The organism is Microbispora sitophila (genome assembly GCF_014892245.1).
Classification (GTDB): domain Bacteria; phylum Actinomycetota; class Actinomycetes; order Streptosporangiales; family Streptosporangiaceae; genus Microbispora; species Microbispora siamensis.
Map to the genome: position 1 here is coordinate 145,056 of NZ_JADBGC010000002.1, position 18,694 is coordinate 163,749.

The 18,694-nt window shown below is 70.9% G+C and carries 19 protein-coding genes and 1 pseudogene; 10 read left to right on the plus strand and 10 right to left on the minus strand.

Annotated features, from left to right (window positions below; all coding sequences use genetic code 11):
- Window positions 1-22 precede the first annotated feature (22 nt).
- On the plus strand, window positions 23-976 hold the full coding sequence (locus IL992_RS03880; protein ID WP_193201924.1) for a helix-turn-helix transcriptional regulator: 954 nt from the start codon (window positions 23-25) through the stop codon (window positions 974-976).
- A gap of 67 nt (window positions 977-1,043) precedes the next feature.
- Complete coding sequence (locus tag IL992_RS03885; protein WP_193201925.1) at window positions 1,044-1,493, plus strand: alpha/beta fold hydrolase; 450 nt, start codon at window positions 1,044-1,046, stop codon at window positions 1,491-1,493.
- Between the two features lie 58 nt (window positions 1,494-1,551).
- Here IL992_RS03885 and IL992_RS03890 read toward each other — a convergent pair whose 3' ends face one another.
- On the minus strand, window positions 1,552-2,370 hold the full coding sequence (locus IL992_RS03890; protein WP_193201926.1) for an oxidoreductase: 819 nt from the start codon (window positions 2,368-2,370) through the stop codon (window positions 1,552-1,554).
- Window positions 2,371-2,608: 238 nt separating this feature from the next.
- Between IL992_RS03890 and IL992_RS03895 the strand changes: the two genes are divergently transcribed.
- A complete protein-coding gene (locus IL992_RS03895) occupies window positions 2,609-3,319 on the plus strand; it encodes a GbsR/MarR family transcriptional regulator (protein ID WP_193201927.1) in 711 nt (236 codons plus the stop codon).
- 33 nt (window positions 3,320-3,352) lie between these two features.
- Here the strand turns inward: IL992_RS03895 and IL992_RS03900 are convergent, their stop codons facing one another.
- Complete coding sequence (locus IL992_RS03900; protein ID WP_319018319.1) at window positions 3,353-4,198, minus strand: PIG-L family deacetylase; 846 nt, start codon at window positions 4,196-4,198, stop codon at window positions 3,353-3,355.
- Between the two features lie 80 nt (window positions 4,199-4,278).
- On the opposite strand from IL992_RS03900, the gene IL992_RS03905 reads away from it, so the two are divergent.
- The gene (locus IL992_RS03905) at window positions 4,279-4,758 is read left to right on the plus strand and encodes a hypothetical protein (RefSeq protein WP_193201928.1); all 480 of its coding nucleotides are present in this window, start codon (window positions 4,279-4,281) and stop codon (window positions 4,756-4,758) included.
- Between the two features lie 9 nt (window positions 4,759-4,767).
- On the opposite strand, the gene IL992_RS03910 is transcribed toward IL992_RS03905, so the two are convergent.
- The gene (locus IL992_RS03910) at window positions 4,768-5,967 is read right to left on the minus strand and encodes an MFS transporter (protein ID WP_319018320.1); all 1,200 of its coding nucleotides are present in this window, start codon (window positions 5,965-5,967) and stop codon (window positions 4,768-4,770) included.
- A gap of 147 nt (window positions 5,968-6,114) precedes the next feature.
- Here IL992_RS03910 and IL992_RS03915 point away from each other — a divergent pair, with 147 nt between their 5' ends.
- A complete protein-coding gene (locus IL992_RS03915; RefSeq protein WP_319018321.1) occupies window positions 6,115-6,867 on the plus strand; it encodes an alpha/beta fold hydrolase in 753 nt (250 codons plus the stop codon).
- Here the strand turns inward: IL992_RS03915 and IL992_RS03920 are convergent.
- Window positions 6,847-7,797 carry a sigma-70 family RNA polymerase sigma factor gene (locus tag IL992_RS03920; RefSeq protein ID WP_193201929.1) on the minus strand — a complete coding sequence of 317 codons (951 nt, stop codon included), beginning with the start codon at window positions 7,795-7,797 and terminating at the stop codon, window positions 6,847-6,849. The genes IL992_RS03915 and IL992_RS03920 overlap by 21 nt on opposite strands.
- Before the next feature lie 120 nt (window positions 7,798-7,917).
- Here IL992_RS03920 and IL992_RS03925 point away from each other — a divergent pair, with 120 nt between their 5' ends.
- Window positions 7,918-9,336 (plus strand): MFS transporter, encoded by a 1,419-nt coding sequence (locus IL992_RS03925; protein WP_319018322.1) that lies wholly within the window; start codon window positions 7,918-7,920, stop codon window positions 9,334-9,336.
- A 34-nt stretch (window positions 9,337-9,370) separates the two neighbouring features.
- Here IL992_RS03925 and IL992_RS03930 read toward each other — a convergent pair whose 3' ends face one another.
- Window positions 9,371-9,634 carry a hypothetical protein gene (locus IL992_RS03930; protein ID WP_193201930.1) on the minus strand — a complete coding sequence of 88 codons (264 nt, stop codon included), beginning with the start codon at window positions 9,632-9,634 and terminating at the stop codon, window positions 9,371-9,373.
- Between the two features lie 52 nt (window positions 9,635-9,686).
- A pseudogene (locus tag IL992_RS03935) lies at window positions 9,687-9,941 on the minus strand (sigma factor-like helix-turn-helix DNA-binding protein); the annotation flags it as partial.
- 42 nt (window positions 9,942-9,983) lie between these two features.
- Between IL992_RS03935 and IL992_RS03940 the strand changes: the two are divergent.
- From IL992_RS03940 to IL992_RS03950, 3 genes are all read left to right on the plus strand, one after another.
- Window positions 9,984-10,409, plus strand: coding sequence for an ester cyclase (locus IL992_RS03940; RefSeq protein ID WP_193201931.1), 426 nt, complete (start codon window positions 9,984-9,986; stop codon window positions 10,407-10,409).
- A 72-nt stretch (window positions 10,410-10,481) separates the two neighbouring features.
- Window positions 10,482-11,327: an MBL fold metallo-hydrolase gene (locus tag IL992_RS03945; protein WP_193201932.1), complete on the plus strand. Its 846-nt coding sequence runs from the start codon at window positions 10,482-10,484 to the stop codon at window positions 11,325-11,327.
- A 168-nt stretch (window positions 11,328-11,495) separates the two neighbouring features.
- The gene (locus tag IL992_RS03950) at window positions 11,496-12,725 is read left to right on the plus strand and encodes a glycoside hydrolase family 16 protein (RefSeq protein WP_193201933.1); all 1,230 of its coding nucleotides are present in this window, start codon (window positions 11,496-11,498) and stop codon (window positions 12,723-12,725) included.
- Between the two features lie 63 nt (window positions 12,726-12,788).
- Here the strand turns inward: IL992_RS03950 and IL992_RS03955 are convergent, their stop codons facing one another.
- Genes IL992_RS03955 through IL992_RS03965 form a run of 3 tightly spaced genes read right to left on the minus strand, consistent with a single transcriptional unit; the run spans window position 12,789 to window position 15,099 of the window.
- A complete protein-coding gene (locus IL992_RS03955; RefSeq protein WP_193201934.1) occupies window positions 12,789-13,898 on the minus strand; it encodes a calcium:proton antiporter in 1,110 nt (369 codons plus the stop codon).
- A 34-nt stretch (window positions 13,899-13,932) separates the two neighbouring features.
- Entirely contained in the window at window positions 13,933-14,808 is an 876-nt protein-coding gene (locus IL992_RS03960; RefSeq protein WP_193201935.1) for an NUDIX hydrolase, read from the minus strand.
- 39 nt (window positions 14,809-14,847) lie between these two features.
- Window positions 14,848-15,099: a hypothetical protein gene (locus tag IL992_RS03965; RefSeq protein WP_193201936.1), complete on the minus strand. Its 252-nt coding sequence runs from the start codon at window positions 15,097-15,099 to the stop codon at window positions 14,848-14,850.
- 700 nt (window positions 15,100-15,799) lie between these two features.
- On the opposite strand from IL992_RS03965, the gene IL992_RS03970 reads away from it, so the two are divergent.
- The gene (locus IL992_RS03970) at window positions 15,800-17,482 is read left to right on the plus strand and encodes a cellulose-binding domain-containing protein (protein ID WP_319018323.1); all 1,683 of its coding nucleotides are present in this window, start codon (window positions 15,800-15,802) and stop codon (window positions 17,480-17,482) included.
- A 205-nt stretch (window positions 17,483-17,687) separates the two neighbouring features.
- On the opposite strand, the gene IL992_RS03975 is transcribed toward IL992_RS03970, so the two are convergent.
- On the minus strand, window positions 17,688-18,533 hold the full coding sequence (locus IL992_RS03975; RefSeq protein WP_226872305.1) for a M15 family metallopeptidase: 846 nt from the start codon (window positions 18,531-18,533) through the stop codon (window positions 17,688-17,690).
- Window positions 18,534-18,694 lie beyond the last annotated feature (161 nt).

An 18,694-nucleotide genomic window follows, 5' to 3' on the forward strand; every position in this document is an offset into this window, starting at 1 on the left:
CCGGAATGTGACGGGTTGCCGAATGACGCACGACGAAAGCCCGACCGCCCGGGCGCTCCTGCTCCTGGAAATGGTCCAAAGCAGCCCCGGCATCACGGCGGAGCGGCTGGCCGGCCGGCTCGGCGTCTCCGAGCGGGCGGCCCGGCGTTACGTCGGCATCCTGCGCGAGGCCGGCATCCCGATCGAGTCGGAACGCGGCCCCTATGGGGGATACCGGATCGGCCGGGGGCTACGGCTGCCTCCCCTGATGTTCACGCCGGCCGAGGCGCTCGGGCTGGTGATGGCCGTGCTGGACGGCCACCACGACACGGGGGACCCGGCCGATCCCGTGGGCGGCGCGCTCGGCAAGATCATGCGGGTGCTTCCGGAGGCGGTCGCCGGGCCGGCCGCGGCGGTGCGGAGCCTGAGCACGAGACACCCCGAGCCCGGGGCCAGGACTCCCGACCCGGAGACCACCGCCGTTCTCGCCCAGGCCTGCGCCGTGCACCGCCGGCTGCGGCTCCGATATCGCATCCACCCCGGAGACGAGCGGGTCATGGAGGTCGACCCATGGGCTGTCGTCGTACGCCGCGGCCGCTGGTATCTACTGTGCTGGTCGCACACGAGGAACGCCCGCCGGGTGCTGCGGGTGGACAAGGTGGCGTGCGTCGAGGTTCTCGACGTCCCGGCCGTCCCTCCGGCCGATCTCGACCCGGCGGAGATGCTGGAAGACCACTTGTCGGCAGGGTGGCGGCATGAGGTGGAGGTCGTCGTCGACGCGTCCGCCGAGGCCGTGGCCGAGTGGATTCCGCGCAGTCTGGGCCGCCTTGAGCCGATCGACGCGACCGGTACGCGCCTGGTGGGCAGCACGGACGAACCGGACTGGTACGTCCGGCAGCTCACGGCGATCCGGGCGCCCTTCCGCATCGTCGGGTCACGCGAACTGCGGGAGGCCGCCGAAGCCCTGGGACGACGCCTCCTCCACGCGGGCGCTTGACGCGGGCGTTTCAGGACGGCATGAGGATGGTGGAAAGGATGCGCCGGATGCGCGTCTCGCGCCGACCATGCCGGCCTTCGTCCGCGCCGCGCTACGCCTCACCCGCACCGACCTGGTCGCCAAGGTGGCGAAGAACCACGAGCGCATCCGCCGTACGACGACCGACGTCGCCCGCATCGGCGGGGTCCGGGTGAACGCCCGGTGGACCCGCGAGTTCCTCGACTACGATCCCGCGGAAGATCTCGCCCGGATCCAGGCGCCGGTGCCGGCCGTCACGGGGGACAAGGACCTCCAGGTGAACCCGGAGGACCTGGCCCGCATGGCGGAGCTGGTGCCGGGACCCATCGAGACCCATGTGATCCCCGATCTCACCCACATCCTGCGCAGGCAGCCCGGACCGCCGTCGCTGCGCGCGTACCGGCGTGAGGCGCGCGAGCCGATCGACGCGCGGGTCAGGGAGCTCGTCACCGGCCGGCTCTCGGCAAAGCTGTCGTCCCCTGCGCGAGACGCGGCGTGATGAGTTCATCCTTCCAGGCCGTCCCGCCGGGCAGTGATGGACCGCGAAGGGAGTTCGGCTACCCGAGGGAGCCGGTGACGAGCTTGTCGAACTCGCGGTCCGGCAGCGTCCTGTTGAGTTCGAGCAGTTTGTCGGCCATCCAGCCGACGGCGTAGCGGGTCTTGGGTTCACCGGCTTCGACGGCCTCGCGGATGGCCGCGGCCACGACGCCGGGATCGGAGGCCTGGCTGTCCACGCCGAGTTGGGTCTCGCTCCGCCTGGCCATGGCCTCGGCCATCGCCCCATAGGCGGTCGCGCCGGAGATCTCCCGCAGGTCCTGCGCGGTGTGATCCTCGAACCCGGTCTTGATGATCCCGGGCTGGATGATGACGACCTCGACGCCGAACTGCTCGACCTCCATGCGCAAGGAGTCGGAGTACGCCTCCAGAGCGTGTTTCGTGGCGTAGTACCAGCAGCCGAGCGGCAACGCGATCTCGCCGCCGATCGACGACACGTTGACGATCGTGCCGGACCTCCGCTCGCGCATGTGTGGCAGGACGAGCTGGACCAGCCTGGCCGGTGCGAAGAGGTTCACCTCGAACTGGTCGCGCGCCAGTTCCAGGGGGACGTCTTCGGCCGCGCCGTGCACCACGGTGCCGGCGTTGTTGACCAGGACGTCGATCCGGCCCTGCTCCTCGATGACGGAGCGGACGACCCGCTCCAGGTCGGCGGGCTCGCGCGCGTCCATCGGGTGCACGTGCCCCCCGGCGTCGGCGATGACGTCCATGTTCCGCACCCGCCTGGCCGCACCGTACACGATGTGGCCCGCCCGCAGGAGTTCCAGCGCGGTGGCCTTGCCGATGCCGGAAGAGGCTCCGGTGACGAGTACGACCTTCATGATCAAACCTCCCGGATGGGGACTCCGTGGGTCGGCATGCCGGCACAGGCGTCACGCCGTTCACGACTGGGGAGGCTACGGATGCCTTTTGCTCGGCGGCAACAAGCTCTTCGTATATGCGCAGGTGGACGGCGTTCGATTGGTGCAAAGAGCTGTCGCGGAATGCACCGGACGCTCCGTCGTGTTGCATTCGGCTACCGCCGACCAGGACGATCTGGCGAAGGACGAGGAGGACCGAATGCCCGCACGAAGCCGCCTGAGCTTCGAGGACCGCCGCCGCATCGCCGAAGGGCTGAGGGATGGGCTGACCTACGCGGAGATCGCCCGGCGGTTGGAGCGGCCCAGGTCCACCGTCAGCCGCGAGATCTCTCGCAACGGCGGCCCGCACGGCTATCGGGCCCACCACGCCCAGCAGGCGACGAACTGGCGGGCTCGCCGTCGGCGGCCGGTCTCGCCGCCCGAACCCCCGGACACGTACGGCGACCGGGACGCCCGCACGGTCCAGGAGTTCACCGAGGACTTCACCGCCATGATGATCCAGACGGGGATGTCACCGCTGACGGCCAGGGTGTTCGCCGCGCTGTTCGTCAGCGACGGAGCCAGCCTGACCGCCGCGGAGCTGGTCCAACGCCTCCACGTGAGCCCGGCGTCGATCTCCAAGGCCATCCGATGGCTCGAGCAGCGCGGCCTGGTCGGCCGCGAACGTGAGGTTCGGCGCGAGCGTTACGCCGTAGACGTCGACGTGTGGTATCGCACCTGGTCGGAGAGTGCCAGGTCGATGGCACTGTGGGCGGACACCACACGGCGTGGGGCGGGCGTCTTCGGCACCGGCACGCCGGTGGGCATGCGGCTGCACACGACCAGCCGGTTCTTCGAGCTCCTCAGCCGCGACATGGCACAGGCCGCCGAGCACTGGCGGCAGGTCCTCTCCCTCCAGCGACTCTCCTAGAGACCGATTAGAGCCGGCTGAATGAGCGCGAGCTCAGCGGAGGCCGGCGAACAGGTCGTCTTCCCGGTCGGGGGCGGCCACCCGGGACGTCGTCCGGATGAAGTACTCGCGCGAGAAGGCCTGGTGCTGGGCCTCCGGCGGCATCCTCAGGAAGGGGATGTTCTCGCCCTGGCTCGCGTGGGCCTGCAGGGCCTTCAGCTTGTTCTCCACGTACGGCGATACGTCCACGACGCTGGTGATGAGCTCGTCGGGCGTGCCGAAGTCGTCGGGGAGCTCGAAGTCGTCCGGGGCCATGCCGTTCGCCCGCATGAACTCGAACATCTGCCGGATGCCCTCACGCGGCACGGCGGTGTAGTAGAACTTGTCCGGAATGCCGGTCATATCGGCCGCCGCGACCGCGATGCGGTGGGCCTGGATGTGGTCGGGGTGCCCGTAGTTCCCGTTCTCGTCGTACGTGACGACCACCTGGGGGCGGTAGCGCTCCATCAGCGCGGCCAGCCGGGCGGCGGCCGTCTCGACCGGGACGTTCGCGAACGCGTCGGGGTGGCCGTTGCCGTCCCAGCCGTCCATGCCGGAGTCGCGGTAGCCGAGCAGCTCCAGATGACCGATGCCGAGGTGGGCGACCGACTCGCGCAACTCGGCCAGCCGCCGCTCGGCGACCTCGGCGTCGTCGTGGCCGGGCTCGCCCGGCTTCACCCCGCCGGGGCCGTCCCCCTGCTCGCCGTTGGTGCACGTCACCAGGACCGTACGGATCCCTTCCGCCGTGTACTTCGCGAGGATCCCGCCGGTGCCGATCACCTCGTCGTCGGGGTGCGCGTGCACGGCCATCAGGGTGAGCTCTCGGTCCATTTCGTCCCCCGGGGTGTCGTTTACCGTCACCCGGACGACCCTATATCGCCCGTTGACTCTCGCGCGGGCGCGCGTCGTTTGAGGCGGCCCGGCCCGGTTAGGCGACCGCTATGGGGATTTATCGGGACATGGTGGCGGGAGCAGTCGCGGGAGCGGCCGGGACGACCGTGCTCAACGCGATCACCTACCTGGACATGGCGGTGCGCGCGCGGCCGGCGAGCTCGCTGCCGGAGCAGGCGGCCGGCGCCGTCAGCGAGCGGCTCCACGTCGACCTCGGCGAGGAGGAGGACGCCCGTAACCGGGAGCAGGGGCTCGGGCCGATGCTCGGCATCCTCACCGGCGTAGGCGTGGGCCTGGCCTACGGCCTGTTCCGCCACGCCGTACGGCGGAGGGTCAGCCTCCCCGCCGCGGCGACCGGGGTGGGCATGGCCGCGGCGGTCGCGGGCGGCGCGCCGATGACCGCGCTCGGGCTGACCGACCCGCGTGAGTGGGGCGTCAGCGGCTGGACGGCCGACCTGGTCCCCCACCTCGGGTACGGCCTCGCCACGGTCGCCGCGTTCGAACTCACCAGGTCGTCCCGCCGCCGCTAGGGATACGACTTAGCCGGCGGTGCGGGGGGCCGGGTTCATGCGGCCCACCACCAGCCACCAGAAGAGCAGTTGCAGCAGGGCGAGCGCCACGGCGAAGGGCGGCAGCGTCCAGACTCCGACGCCCTGCGCGATCGCCCCGGCCAGCCACGGGAACACCGCGCCGCCGACCACCGACACTCCGTTCAGCAGCCCGATCGCCGTGGGCACCAGCCGGGTCACGGTGAGCCGCGGCGCGACGGCCATCGTCGTGGGGAAGATCGGCCCGAGCCAGAAGCCGAGCAGCACGAAGCTCACGCTGGCCACCACGCCGCCCGGCGCGATCCACGCCAGAACCGAGCTGACGGTGATGCCGGCCAGGCAGACGAAGGTCATCCCGGTCGCGGTCATGCCGAGCCTGGTGGCCGCCGGGCTGATCAGGAAGCGCCCGAGAGCGAGCCCGAGCCAGTAGCCGGAGACGGTGTATCCGGCCAGCAGGCTCCCCTGCCCGTGCTCGTCGACCAGGAAGGTGAACCCCCAGTTGCCGACGCTGATCTCCAGGCCGACGTAGACGGCCAGGAACACCGCGCCCAGCAGGACGGCGGGCTGCCGCGACGCGGTGGCCAGCAGGCCCGGACGCTCCGTCTGCTCCTCGGCCGACGTGGGCGGCGGGGCCTCGCGGGCGGGCAGGGTCAGGTGGAAGCCGACCAGCAGCGGCAGGCACACCAGGGCCAGGACCAGCCACACGGCCGTCCACGGCAGGAAGGTCAGGATCCAGGTGGCCAGCAGCGGCCCGAGAAGCGCGCCGACGCCGAAGAACGCGTGCAGGCGGTTGAGCAGCGTCGTCGCTCCGGGAAGGTCGGTGAGGTAGGCGTTCAGCACCGATTCGAGGATGCCGGTGCCGTACCCGGCCAGGATCTGGACCGCCACGAAGGCCAGGAACGGCGGGCGTACGGACGAGTAGAGGCCCGCCAGCACGAACGTGCCGCCGCCGAGGATGAGCGAGGCCCGGATCCCGAAGCGGTGGATCAGCAGGCCGGCGGTCGACCCGGCCAGCATGAACCCGGCCGAGAAGGTGAAGAACTGGGTGCCGACCGTGGCCTTGTCGAGGCCGTAGTCGTCGATCTGCGCCGGCAGCAACACCCCGCCCACCCCGGCGCTCAGGCCGACGAGGATGAAGGTGACGTAGGAGAGGGCGACCGGCGCCCACAGTCCACGCCGCAGTGCGGACACCTGACCTCCCGCGGTACGAGCAGCCTCCGGCCACCCGCATGCGGGATCGGCCGTATCCGTGATCAACGGTGATCCCGTTTTCCGGCGTCATGGTACTTGGTGTGCCTATTGCTCCAATAGGGGTTTATCGGGGGTTATCGTCGCCATGTGACGGATCACGCGAAGGTTCAGGCCAACGGCATCGGGATCGCGTACCGGACGTACGGCCCGGGCGACGCCCCGCCGCTGATCCTGCTGCACGGCCTGGGCGAGGGCATGGCCGGCTGGGACGGCGTGGCCGGCGCGCTGGCCGCCGACCGGCACGTGTACGCGCTCGACCTGCGCGGCCACGGTGCCAGCGACTGGCCGGGGGACTACGGCCTGGAACTCATGCGCGACGACGTCCTCGCCTTCCTCGACGCGCTGTCGCTCGGCCCGGTGGACGTGATCGGGCACTCGATGGGCGGCATCGTGGCCTACCTGCTCGCCGCGGAGCGGCCGGGGCGGGTGCGGACGCTGGTCCTGGAGGACGTCCCGCTCCCGGTGCCGCGCGAGCCGCCCCCGCTCGTACGGCCGGAGGGGCCGCTGTCGTTCGACTGGGCCATGGTGGAGGCGATCAGGCCGCAGATCGACCACCCCGACCCGGCCTGGCTGGGGCGGCTTGGCCGGATCACCGCGCGCACGCTCGTCATCGGCGGCGGTCCGGACAGCCACATCCCCCAGGACCGGGTCGCCGAGATGGCCCGCCGTATCGCCGGCGCCGCGCACGTCACGATTCCGGCCGGGCACCTGGTGCACGAGAACGCCCCCGACGCCTTCGTCCGCGAGGTCGCGGCCTTCCTCGGCTGGAGCGAGGCCGCGGCCTTCCGCGGCCAGAGCGGGGGTCGCGGCCTTCCTCCGCTAGAGCGTGGGCGGCAGTGAGAAGACGGCGAACAGGGTGGGGTCGCCGAACACGACGTTCCGGGCGATGCCCTCCTGGGCGATCGTGAACACCTGGAGCGAGTGGGCCCGGAAGACGCCGTCGCCGCCGTCCAGGTAGGCCGCGAGCGCCGGCTGCCCGTTGGCGCGCGTGGGGACCATCCGCCAGGGGCCCCGCGTGGCGCACACCCAGTGGATGAAGCGGCCGAACGCCTCCCGCCCGGCGAACCACGACAGGAACGGCGGCATCTCCAGGACGGCGTCCTCCCGCAGCAGCCGTTCCAGGGCCTCGACGTCGGCCTTCTCGAACGCCGCGACGTACCGGTCGAGCAGGTCGCGGCAGGCCGGGTCGTCCGGCTCTGCCAGGTCGTCCTCGGTGGGGGCCACCCGGGAGAGCTGGGCGCGGGCGCGCTGCAGGGCGCTGTTGACCGCCGCGACCGAGGTCTCCAGCAGGCCGGCGACCTCGCTCGCCCGCCAGGCCAGCACCTCGCGCAGGATGAGCACCGCCCGCTGCCGCGGCGGCAGATGCTGCAGGGCCGCGACGAACGCCAGCCTGATCCCGCCCTGCGACGCGACGACCGCGGCGGGGTCCACCAGCGCGTCGGGGATGGGCTCCAGCCAGGTCACCTCCGGCAGCCGCCGTTGCGGTCCCGCCTCAGGGTCGTCGCCGGGGCCGGTGAGGCCGGACGGCAGGGCCCTGCGCCCGCGCTGTTCGAGCGCCGTGAGGCAGGCGTTCGTCGCGATGCGGTAGAGCCAGGTGCGCGGCGAGGCCCGCCGCTCGTCGTAGTCGCCGGACGCCCGCCACGCCCGCAGCATGACCTCCTGCAGCAGGTCCTCCGCGTCGTGCACCGAGCCCAGCATCCGGTAGCAGTGCGTCATCAGCTCACGTCGGTAGGGCCCGGTGAACCGCTCGAACTCCTCGTCACTCCACATGTGCTCTCCCGCGTCGCGTCGCCGTCACCGGTATCTACCGCCGCGCTCGGCGGAACTCATCGATGAGTTCTCCGCCGTCCGCCGGTATGTACCGGCGGACCCACTGCGGAAGGACAAAGAGTGACAATCAGCCATACCGCCCGCCCTGCCCCGGCCCGTGCCGCGCGGCCCTGGCCGATGCTGGCGGTGCTGCTCGCCGGCCAGTTCATGGGACTGCTCGACCTCTACATCGTCAACGTGGCGATCCCCAGGATCGGCGCCGACCTGGGGGCGTCCGGGGCCGCCCTGCAACTGGTCGTCGGCGGCTACATCATCGCGTACGCGACCCTGCTGATCACCGGCGCCCGGCTGGGAGAGCTGTACGGCAGGCGCCGCATGTATCTGATCGGGGTCGCCGGCTTCACCGCGGGCTCGCTGCTGTGCGGGCTCGCGCCGGATGCCGGGACGCTGATCGCCTTCAGGTTCGTCCAGGGGGCCGCGGCGGCGGTGATGGTCCCGCAGATCATGAGCGTGATCCAGACCAGGTTCACCGGCAGGGCGAGGGCGACGGCGCTCAGCGCGTACACCGCGGTGCTCTCGGCCGGTTCGGTCGTCGGGCTGGCGCTGGGCGGGGTGCTGGTCGGCGCGGACCTGGCCGGCACCGGCTGGCGGCCGGTGTTCCTCGTGAACGTCCCCGTGGGCGTCGTGCTGACGCTAGTGGTGCCCCGGCTGGTGCCGCCGGACGCGCCGTCTGACCGGCCGCGCGGCACGCGCCGGCTCGACCTGCGGGGCCTCGCGCTCGCGCTGCCCGCCACGCTGCTGATCGTGCTCCCGCTCGTGCTGGGCCGGGAGGCCGGCTGGCCCGCCTGGACGTACGCGTCGATCACCGCGGGGGTCGCGGTCGCCGCCGTGTTCGCCGTGACGCAGCGCCGTACGGCGGCCCGGGGCGGCGACCCGCTGCTGAACCTGGACGTGCTGCGCGCGACCGGCATGCCGTCGGGCCTGACGGCGCTGCTCGCGCTGATGGTCGCCTACGGCGGGTTCCTGTTCACCTTCGCGGTGCACCTGCAGGGCGTCCTGGGGGAGAGCCCGTTGCGGGCCGGGATCACGTTCCTGCCCATGGCGGCGGCGTTCGGGCTGGGCAGCTTCTACTGGCGCAGGCTGCCTGGGCATGTCCACCACCTGCTGCCACCGGCCGGGCTGGCGCTCAGCGTCCTCGGCACGTCGGCCCTGGCCGTCTCGGTGACCGGCGGCCCGGTGATGTGGGCCGCGCTGGTCGTGTACGGCGCGGGCCTGGGCGTCTCGACCAGCCTGCTCACCCACGCCCTGGTGCACGTGCCGCCCGCCCGCGCCGCCGACGCGAGCGGCCTGCTCACGACGACCATGCAGTTCGGCCAGCTCACCGGTGTGGCGGTGTTCGGCGCGGTGTTCCTCGCCCAGGCCGACCCGCCGCGGCCGGAGGCCATGGGCACGACCGCGTGGTGGCTGACGCTGGCCGCGGCCGCCGGCGCGGCGGGCGCGGTCGCCCTGGCCCGCGCCGCGCGGCCCCGGTCCGCGTGACCCCGTATGCGCCCTGCCACGTGGGACCCGCTGCTCACGGGGGTCCCACGTGGCTCACTCCTTCGGAATCGCGGGTGGACGGCCGGTTCGCGGCGGCCGTCGTCTGGTGGCCGCCCCTGACCACGGCGGTGCCGCCCACGGCGACCGCGACGACCCCGGCCGCCGCCAGCGCCGTACGGTAGCGCTGCCGCGTCCGCCGCCTGCGGCGCTCGCCGAGCCCAGTCAGGAGGTCCACCGGGTCGGGCGCGCCGTCCGCGGCCCGGCGCAGCGCCGCCGCCAGATCCTGCTCGCTTCTCATACTTCCTCCATCTGGCTCGTACGGCGCCGCACGCGCAGCTGCCGAGGGCGCGGGCGGCCTGGCTGCGCACCGTCCCCTCCGAGATGCCGAGGATCCGCGCGATCTGCGCGTCGGGCAGGTCCTCGTAGTAGCGCAGGTCCGCCGCGTCGTCCGCGTCGCCGGTCAGCACGTACGCGTAGCGGTACAGTGCTCCGCCGCGCGCCCGGACGAAATCGTCGAAGGTGTCGTCCACGATTCCAGGGACGTCGCAGGCGCTTCGCACGTTGCATCCGGCGGTGTTGCGTCTCCTGCGGACGCCCTTTGCCATGGCGGCGTTACCGTGGGTGTACGCCCTGGGGAGTGATCCGCCATGCCTGACGGCCGACAGCTCGCGGACCGCGTGCTGGACGCGGTGAACGCTCACGACCTGGGCCGGCTGTCGACGTACTACGACCGGCACGCCGTCCTGGCCACCCCGTTGGGCGTGTGCGAGGGGCGCGAGCAGATCGTCCGATACTGGGAGAGCCTGTTCAAGGGCTTCGCCGACATCGCCGTGACGGTCTGGAACAGGGTGGAGTGCGCCGACCCCGGCTTCAGCGAGTGGACGATGACGGGCACGCACACCGGGTCCTTCGCGCTGCCGGACGGCGGTGTCGCGGGCGCGAGCGGCCGGCGGATCACCGTACGCGGCTGCGGGGCGTGTCACGCGAAGAACGGCCTCGTGGTCGCCCACCGGGACTATTTCGACCTGCTGGAGCTGTACTCCCAGCTCGGGTTCTCACTCGTCCTTGACTAGGTAACCGCCCCCCGCTTTCGGGTGATTTGTGGCTGTTTACGTAGCCTGAAAGTCTGGGAGAGGGGAGGCGTCATGCCCGATCCAGCGGACGCGACCGTGTTCTTCGTGGGAAACGCCACCATGATCATCCGTTCTCACGGGTTCACCGTGCTGACGGATCCGAACTTCCTGCACCAGGGGCAGCGAGCCCATCTCGGCTGGGGGGTGAGCACACGCCGCCGCACCGAGCCGGCGATGGAGATCGGGCAGCTTCCGCCACTGGACCTCGTCGTGCTGTCGCACATGCACGGCGACCACTGGGACAGGATCGCCAGGAACGGCCTCGACAAGGACTTGCCGATCGTCACCACCCGGCACGCGGCGGCCCGGCTGCGCCGTCAGGGATTCGGCCACGCGATCGGCCTGGAGCCCTGGGAGTATCACCACGAGCGCCACGGCGACGGCACGCTGACGGTGACGACCACGCCCGCCCGGCACGCGCCGGGCCCGGCGAACGCGCTGATGCCGCCGGTGGTGGGGAGTGTGCTCGACTTCGCCCACGCCGGCGAGGTGGACCTGCGCCTGCACATCAGCGGCGACACGATCATGGACGAGTGCCTGTCGGAGATCCCGCGCCGCTTCCCCGACATCGACGTCGGCATCGTGCACCTCGGCGGCACGCGGATCTTCGGCGTCACGGTGACCATGGACGGCGCCCAGGGGGTGGAGTGGCTCCGGCTGATGCAGCCGGAGTCGGCCCTGCCCGTCCACTACGACGACTACGAGGCGTTCGCCTCCCCGCTCAAGGACTTCCAGCAGCACGTCCGGAGCGCGGGGCTGTCGCACCTGGTGCACTACATCATGCGCGGGGAGACCTACCGCCTTCCCGTACGGCAGGCCGGCGTACGCCCGCACCGTCCGGTCATCGGGCCTGGCTGACAGGTTCGAGTCAAGGCCTATTGACAGCTCGCTCAGTAAGGGTGTTGCATCTTAATTCAAGCTCTAAAGCTTGCCTGAAGCGCTGGACACGCCGGCGCGCGCCCTCGCACACCGCGACGGTGCGGGCCGGAGATCCTGCTGGCATCCCCCCACCAACCGGAGATCTCCATGCGCAAACCCCGGCTCCTCATCATGGCCGCGGCCATGGTCGTCACCCTCGCCGGCGGCCTGGTCGCCGGCACGGGCGCCGACCCGGCCGACGCCGCCATAGGCCCCGTCACCTGGTCCGACGAGTTCAACGCCGCGGCGGGAACGCCCGTCGACGGCTCCAAGTGGAAGTTCGACATCGGCGGCGGCGGCTGGGGCAACAACGAGTTGGAGTACTACACCAACTCGACCCGCAACGTGTACCACGACGGACAGGGACACCTCGCGATCACCGCACGCAAGGAGAACCCGTCCAACTACCAGTGCCACTACGGCACCTGCCAGTACACCTCCGGCCGCATCCTGACCGCCGACAAGTTCAGTCAGGCGTACGGCCGCTTCGAGGCGAGCATCAAGATTCCGAAGGGCCAGGGCATCTGGCCGGCGTTCTGGATGCTCGGCGGCGGCAACTGGCCGAACACCGGCGAGATCGACATCATGGAGAACGTCGGCAATACGCCCAACACCGTCTATGGCACCGTGCACGGCCCCGGCTACTCGGGCGGCAGCGGCGTCGGCGGCAACCGGACGATCGGCGCGCCGCTCGGCGACGCCTTTCACACCTACCGCGTCGACTGGTCGCCCAACCTCATCGTCTGGTACCTGGACGGCTCGGAGTACTTCCGCGTCACGCCGGCCGACATCCGCGGCAACCAGTGGGTGTTCGACCACCCGTTCTTCCTGATCCTGAACGTGGCGGTCGGCGGCTACTGGCCGGGCAACCCCGACTCCACCACGTCGTTCCCGCAGACGATGCTGATCGACTGGGTCCGCGTCTCCGCGTGGACCAGCGACGGGGGAGGCGGGACCGGCGGCGCGCTGAAGTCCAACCTGAACGGCCGCTGCATCGACATCCCGAGCGCGAACCCCGTCGACGGCGCCCGCCTGCAGATGTACGACTGCAACGGCACCGCCGCCCAGCAGTGGACGATCAACGGTGACGGCACGGTTCGCGCGATGGGCAAGTGCATGGACGCCGCGTCGGCGGGCACCGCCAACGGCACGCCCATCCAGCTCTACACGTGCAACGGCACCGGCGCCCAGCGCTTCACGCTCACCCCGGCCGGCGACCTCGTCAACACCGCCGCCAACCGATGTGTGGACATCGTGGACGTGAACCCCAACAACGGGGCGCGCCTCCAGCTGTGGGACTGCACCGGCGGAGCCAACCAGAAGTGGACCCGCGGCTGACCGCGTGACCGGCGTGAGAGGCCCGGCGCTGTCCGGTCGACGCCTCTCACGCGTCACCCTCTCTCATGGACTAACCGCCAGGAGCAGGAAGGCGGCGCACAGCGTGAGATGGACGCCCGCCTGCAGGACGGTGGCCCGGCCGGGCACCACGGTCAGCGTCGCCACGACGACCGTCAGGCCGAGCAGCACGATGTGCGTCGGGCCGAGCCCGAGCAGCAGCGGGCCCTCCAGCCACAGCGACGCCGCGGCGATCGTCGGAATGGTGAGCCCGATGCTGGCCATGGCCGAGCCGAAGGCGAGGTTCAGGCTGACCTGGACCCGGGCCCGCCGGGCCGCGCGTACGGCGGCGAGGGTCTCCGGCAGCAGCACCAGCAGCGCGATCACGACGCCCACCGCGGACTGGGGAAGGCTCGCCGCGCGTACGGCCGTCTCGATGGCGGGAGACTCGACCTTCGCCAGGCCGACCACCGCGACCAGCGCGCTCAGCAGCAGTGCCAGGCTGGTCACGGCGGCGCGCGTGGTCGGCGGGTCGGCGTGCTCGACGGGGTCCCCGCCCTGGCCGCCGGACTCCACCGGGAGGAAGTAGTCGCGGTGCCGTACGGCCTGGGTGAGCACGAACAGGCCGTACAACGCGATCGAGGCGACCGCGGCGAACGCGAGCTGGGCCGGGGCGAAGGCGGGCCCCGGCCTGCTCGTGGTGAACGTCGGCAGGACGAGGCTCAACGTGGACAGCGTGGCGACGGTGGCCAGCGCGCCTCCGGTCCCCTCCGCGTTGAACACCGCCACCCGCCGCCGCAGCGCTGCGACCAGCAGCGACAGGCCGACGATCCCGTTGCAGGTGATCATCACGGCGGCGAACACCGTGTCGCGGGCGAGCGACGACGCGGCCGGTCCTCCTGACGCGGTCAGACTGATGATCAGCGCCACCTCGATCACCGTGACCGCCACCGCGAGCACGAGCGATCCGAACGGCTCGCCCACGCGATGGGCGATGACCTCCGCATGATGCACGGCCGCAAGCACGGAAGCCGCGAGGAAGAGCGCCGCGATCACCACGACGACGGGAGGAATGGTCCGCCCCCACGCCAGCGCGAGCACTGCCACGGCGAGGATCGGCACGGTCACGGTCCAGGTGGTGGCCAGTCGGCGGTAGCGCAGGATCACGTGATTCATCCTGCCCAAATAGGACTAACGGTAGAAAAAGTATTCAGAGCTGCTTGAGCAGCCAGCGGGGGCCGGTGACCAGAGCGCCGAGGTCCGTCACCCGCTCGCGCAGCCCTCGGTCGGCGGTGACGACGAGGGCGGTCTCCCAGGGCCGCACGCCGCGCACCGCCTCCACGATCGCGTCGTCACCGCTGCCTCCGGCCGCCACGACCGTCAGGTCCCCGGTCACGGGCCCCGGGTCGGCGGCCCCGGCCGCCGCCCCTTCGAGCACCACGACCATGCGCGGGAACCATCGGGTCAGGGCGGGCACTCCTTCCGGCATCTCGCCGAGGCCCTGCCCGCAGAGCGGGATCAGCTCGTTGAGCAGACGGTTCGCGGCGCCCGCGCGGTCCTTCCACCAGCCGTGCTCGGCCCGCGCGCCGATGATGTTGGCCATGTCGAGGACGACGACCACCGGGCTCAGCGCGGGCCGGATCCTCGGCCATGAGTCGGCGAAGCCGGGGTGTAGTTCCTTCGACACGACCTCGTCGGCCGCCACCCAGCGCATGTCCGCGCTCTCGCCGTTGGCGGGCGCGGCGTCGAGCAGCCCTTCGGCCTCCGCGATGACCGTCTGGAACGACCAGCCGCCGTGGTCGTCGACGTAGAGCCCGCGCACCCGGACGAGGTCGGAGTCCAGCGCCGCCTCCTCCCGGGCCTCGCGCAGTGCGCCGGTGATGGCGTCCTCATGGCTGTCGCACGCACCGCCCGGCAACCCCCACGTGCCGCCGTGATGGCTCCACCACGCACGCTTCTGCATCAGCACGTACGGCATGCCGTCGAGCGTGTGGTGCACGGTGAGCAGGCCGGCGGCGCCGTACAGTCCCCAGTGCTGGTGCCCCAGCGCGCACAGGGCCCAGCCGTCGCCGTCCTTCGCCGTCATGCACCCATCTTGCCGCAGCCTGCCGGCTCGCTCTGATGGTCACCACTGTTCGAGGGGGACCTCCACCCCGGCGACCAGATCGAAGAGGGTCACTCCGTCCTCGATGCGGACAACCTGGATCTGTGTCGCGAAGCGTACGTCCCGAAGACGCGTGGCGGCTTCGTGGGCGGTTCGCGGGAAGTGGTAGCGATCGGCCGCGCCGCCGTCCGGGATGGGCCGGGTCGAGCGGACCTCGAACAGGTCCGGCGGCCATACCGGGGGAAGGGGAACGGAGTGGTGCCAACCGGACATCTCTCTCCCGTCATGCCGTCTCCATAGCAGTTGACCTGTGGAACCTGATTGATCGCCAGTGCGTGACGGGGTCGTAGGCCGATCGTTATTAACCGGTAAGCGATCCTTTCCGACCCGGAGTCCGGAGCCCGTTAGCGTGTGAGCCCTCACTCGTGATTCCCCACTTTTCTGGAGAATCAGGAGATGTCATATCTGGAGAGACGCCCGCTTCCTGCGGCCGGAGGAGCGGGCGTTGTCCTCCCTTTTCTCTCCTCCGCGGTGCTGTCGCCGGTGCGGGTGGTGGTGGCCATTGCCCGTCGCCCTCTCCCAGGACTCGACTCTCTCCCCTGTCGGTGCATCGGCACCGGCAGGGGGTCGGGTATGAGGGGTGGCGACGGGGGTCCGGATGGGCGGGGTCTTCGACGGCGGCGGCCCGATGAACGCCGAGTCCGCCTGCGGCTGCCGCCCTGTTTCCGAGTTCTCGCCTGAACGTTTCACCCGGTCCCGGGTCCCGTTCTTCGTCGTCGGCAGTCCCTGTGCAAGTGAGAGACGTCGTACGCGAAAAGCCGCCGCGGCGCGGCGTTGACCGGCGATCGATGGGCTCATAGCTTGATGCGCGGTGTTCCTGTAGATGGATGTAGTTCAGGTGCACGAAAACCCTTGTGGGGTCAGGAGTCATTCCTCGGTCAGGGGCCCTGCGCGACCTGCAAGGAGCTCGGTTGTGAGAAGCAGAACCAGAACGGGTGCCGGGGTGGTCAGCGCCCTCGCCGGAGTCGCCGCCCTGGCCGGCGTGGTCACTGCCGGAACGGCGCAGGCCGCCACCGGGTGCGCCGTGACCTACACGACCAACGACTGGCCGGGTGGGTTCACCGCCACCATCACGATCCAGAATCTGGGCGACGCGATCAACGGCTGGACGCTCGGGTTCGCCTTCCCCGACAGCGGTCAGAAGGTGGACACCGGGTGGTCGGCCACCTACAGCCAGAGCGGGCAGAACGTCACGGCCAAGAACGTGGACTACAACGCCGCCATAGCGACCGGCGGGTCGTTGTCCATCGGCTTCAACGGCAGCTGGTCGGGGTCCAACCCCAAGCCGGCCTCGTTCACCCTGAACGGCGTCACCTGCACCGGCTCCACCACGACCTCGTCCCCCACGCCGACCGCCACCCCCACGCGCTCGCCCTCGCCCTCGCCCACCGCCACGCGCTCGCCTTCGCCTTCGCCCTCGCCCACCGCCACGCGCTCGCCTTCGCCTTCGCCCTCGCCCACCGCCACGCGCTCGCCTTCGCCTTCGCCCTCACCCACGACCACACCGTCGAGTGGTGCGCTGTACGTGTCGCCGATCGGCAGGGACGGCGCGGCGGGGACGCAGTCGGACCCGACGACCCTCACCGCGGCGATCACCCGCGCCACTCCCGGCGGGACGATCTACCTGCGCGGCGGGACGTACAACCTCGCGCAGACGGTCACCATCGCGCCGGGCAACAACGGCACCTCGAGCGCCCGCAAGACCCTGTCCGCCTATCCCGGCGAGACGCCGGTGCTGAACTTCTCGGCCCAGAGCGAGTCCTCGTCGAACCGCGGACTCGCTGTGAACGGCTCGTACTGGCACGTCTACGGCATCGTCGTCGAGCGTGCCGGTGACAACGGGATCTACGTCGGCGGCAGCAACAACATCATCGAACGCACGGTAACCCGGTTCAACCGCGACACCGGGCTGCAGCTCGGGCGGATCGCCTCCGACACACCCCGCGACCAGTGGCCGTCCAACAACCTCATCCTCAGTGCGGAGTCGCACGACAACGCCGACTCCGACGGCGAGGACGCCGACGGCTTCGCCGCCAAGCTCACCACCGGCACCGGCAACGTCTTCCGCTACGCCGTGTCCCACAACAACATCGACGACGGCTGGGACCTCTACACCAAGACGGATACGGGAGCCATCGACCCGGTCACCATCGAGGACTCCCTGTCCTACAACAACGGCACCCTCACCAACGGCAGCCAGGCCGGCAACGGCGACCGCAACGGCTACAAGCTCGGCGGCGACAAGATTTCCGTCAACCACATCATCCGGCGCAACATCGCCTATCACAACGGCCATCACGGGTTCACCTACAACAGCAACCCCGGCACGATGTCGATCTCGGACAACGTCAGCATCGACAACACCGAGCGCAACTTCTCCTTCGACGCCGGCACCTCGGTGTTCCGCGGTAACACCTCCTGCCGCAGCGGCAGCGGGAGCAACGACAAGATCGTCGGTAACGCGGACAGCTCCAACCAGTTCTGGTCCGGCTCGAACGGATCCCGGTGCTCCTCCTACACCGGCGCCCTGGGCTGGTCCTACGCCTCGGACGGGCACCTCGTCGTGACCTTCGGCGGCAGGCCGGTCACGCCGTAACCGGTCGTCTCGTCACCCGGCATGCGCTCCCCGGCGGACGGACCTCTCTCAGGGTCACCGCCGGGGCGACCCGCCCACCGTGCCGGAGGCGGTGGGCGGGGCCTGCCGGGATGAGGCCGTCCCCCGACCGCCCCGTAGGTGAATGCGAACCTTCACGCCTTCTCCACGAGCCTCACAGATAGCCGATTGAGCGTCGGCCCCGATCTCAGCGGCCGTTGACGGAGAAGTGCTGGTAGTCCTTGGCACCGGACCACGAGCCGCCCCAGCCCCAGCCGATCTGCTCGAAGGCCCGCACCACGCGGTCTCCGCTGTTGATAACGCCCGGCTTCTTGAGCGGCCGGTCCACGAACGCGTCCGCGTTGCGGTGGGCGTTGGAGCCGTTCGCGTAGACGTACGGGTTCTCCCGCGGGTTGAGGTCCACCGCCAGGCCGTACGCATGGTTGGACCAGCTGCCCGAGCCGGTGGCGTTGCGGCAGTTGAAGGCCGAGGTGTTGTCGGCGTCGATGGAGTCGTAGTCGCTGCCCTTGTAGACGTCGACGGGCTCCATCCGGCGGATGGGGTAGCGCATGTCGTAGAGCTTCCCGAAGACGGAGGCCACGTCCTCGGCCACCTTCTTGTTGACCACGAGAGTGCCGGTGTGCGCCTGGTCGTCGAAGCCCCAGTAAGTCATGGTGATCTTGCGCAGCCCGCTCAGCGGAACCGGGCAGCCCGGACGCCAGGAGTATCGGACGTCGTCGCGGGACACCTTCTCGATCTTCGCGGAGAAGGCGGGCGGCCCGCTCGGGCTCGGCGTGGGCTCGTTCCCGGGCGCGGGCGAGGCCGGCGCGGACGAGGGCGTGACGGGCGACGGGGTGGCGGACGCGGAGGAGATCGGCGCCGCCGAGGGAGCGGCAGGCGTGGACGAGTCCGCCGCCGGTGACGCCGGGGCGGGCGCGGACACCCGGGTCCGGGCGGTGGCGGACGCGCCGGCGTCGCCGACCCCTGCGCAGCCGGTCATTCCGACGAGAGCCGCCATCACTACCGCTGACCTGCGGTTCCACAAGGAGGTCATAGGCGCAGATTACCCGCGGCCGAGGCGTGCGCAGGCGGTCGCGCACGCTCCTGTGGACAGCGGGACGCCTGTGGACAAAGCTCCGGCGGTTGGCCGGAATCGCCGTATGGAAGGGGCGCAAGCCGTACGAATTGACGATCGGAATCGTCGTGGGCCGCCGC

What these genes read in the sequence shown, in the direction of transcription:
- IL992_RS03880 (WP_193201924.1), top strand. Translation starts at nt 23, where the DNA reads ATGACGCACGACGAAAGCCCGACCGCCCGGGCGCTCCTGCTCCTGGAA.
- IL992_RS03975 (WP_226872305.1), bottom strand. Translation starts at nt 18,533, where the DNA reads ATGACCTCCTTGTGGAACCGCAGGTCAGCGGTAGTGATGGCGGCTCTC.
- IL992_RS03890 (WP_193201926.1), bottom strand. Translation starts at nt 2,370, where the DNA reads ATGAAGGTCGTACTCGTCACCGGAGCCTCTTCCGGCATCGGCAAGGCC.
- IL992_RS03895 (WP_193201927.1), top strand. Translation starts at nt 2,609, where the DNA reads ATGCCCGCACGAAGCCGCCTGAGCTTCGAGGACCGCCGCCGCATCGCC.
- IL992_RS03920 (WP_193201929.1), bottom strand. Translation starts at nt 7,797, where the DNA reads ATGTGGAGTGACGAGGAGTTCGAGCGGTTCACCGGGCCCTACCGACGT.
- IL992_RS03885 (WP_193201925.1), top strand. Translation starts at nt 1,044, where the DNA reads ATGCCGGCCTTCGTCCGCGCCGCGCTACGCCTCACCCGCACCGACCTG.
- IL992_RS03965 (WP_193201936.1), bottom strand. Translation starts at nt 15,099, where the DNA reads ATGTCCGGTTGGCACCACTCCGTTCCCCTTCCCCCGGTATGGCCGCCG.
- IL992_RS03905 (WP_193201928.1), top strand. Translation starts at nt 4,279, where the DNA reads ATGGGGATTTATCGGGACATGGTGGCGGGAGCAGTCGCGGGAGCGGCC.
- IL992_RS03950 (WP_193201933.1), top strand. Translation starts at nt 11,496, where the DNA reads ATGCGCAAACCCCGGCTCCTCATCATGGCCGCGGCCATGGTCGTCACC.
- IL992_RS03960 (WP_193201935.1), bottom strand. Translation starts at nt 14,808, where the DNA reads ATGACGGCGAAGGACGGCGACGGCTGGGCCCTGTGCGCGCTGGGGCAC.
- IL992_RS03955 (WP_193201934.1), bottom strand. Translation starts at nt 13,898, where the DNA reads ATGAATCACGTGATCCTGCGCTACCGCCGACTGGCCACCACCTGGACC.
- IL992_RS03930 (WP_193201930.1), bottom strand. Translation starts at nt 9,634, where the DNA reads ATGAGAAGCGAGCAGGATCTGGCGGCGGCGCTGCGCCGGGCCGCGGAC.
- IL992_RS03945 (WP_193201932.1), top strand. Translation starts at nt 10,482, where the DNA reads ATGCCCGATCCAGCGGACGCGACCGTGTTCTTCGTGGGAAACGCCACC.
- IL992_RS03940 (WP_193201931.1), top strand. Translation starts at nt 9,984, where the DNA reads ATGCCTGACGGCCGACAGCTCGCGGACCGCGTGCTGGACGCGGTGAAC.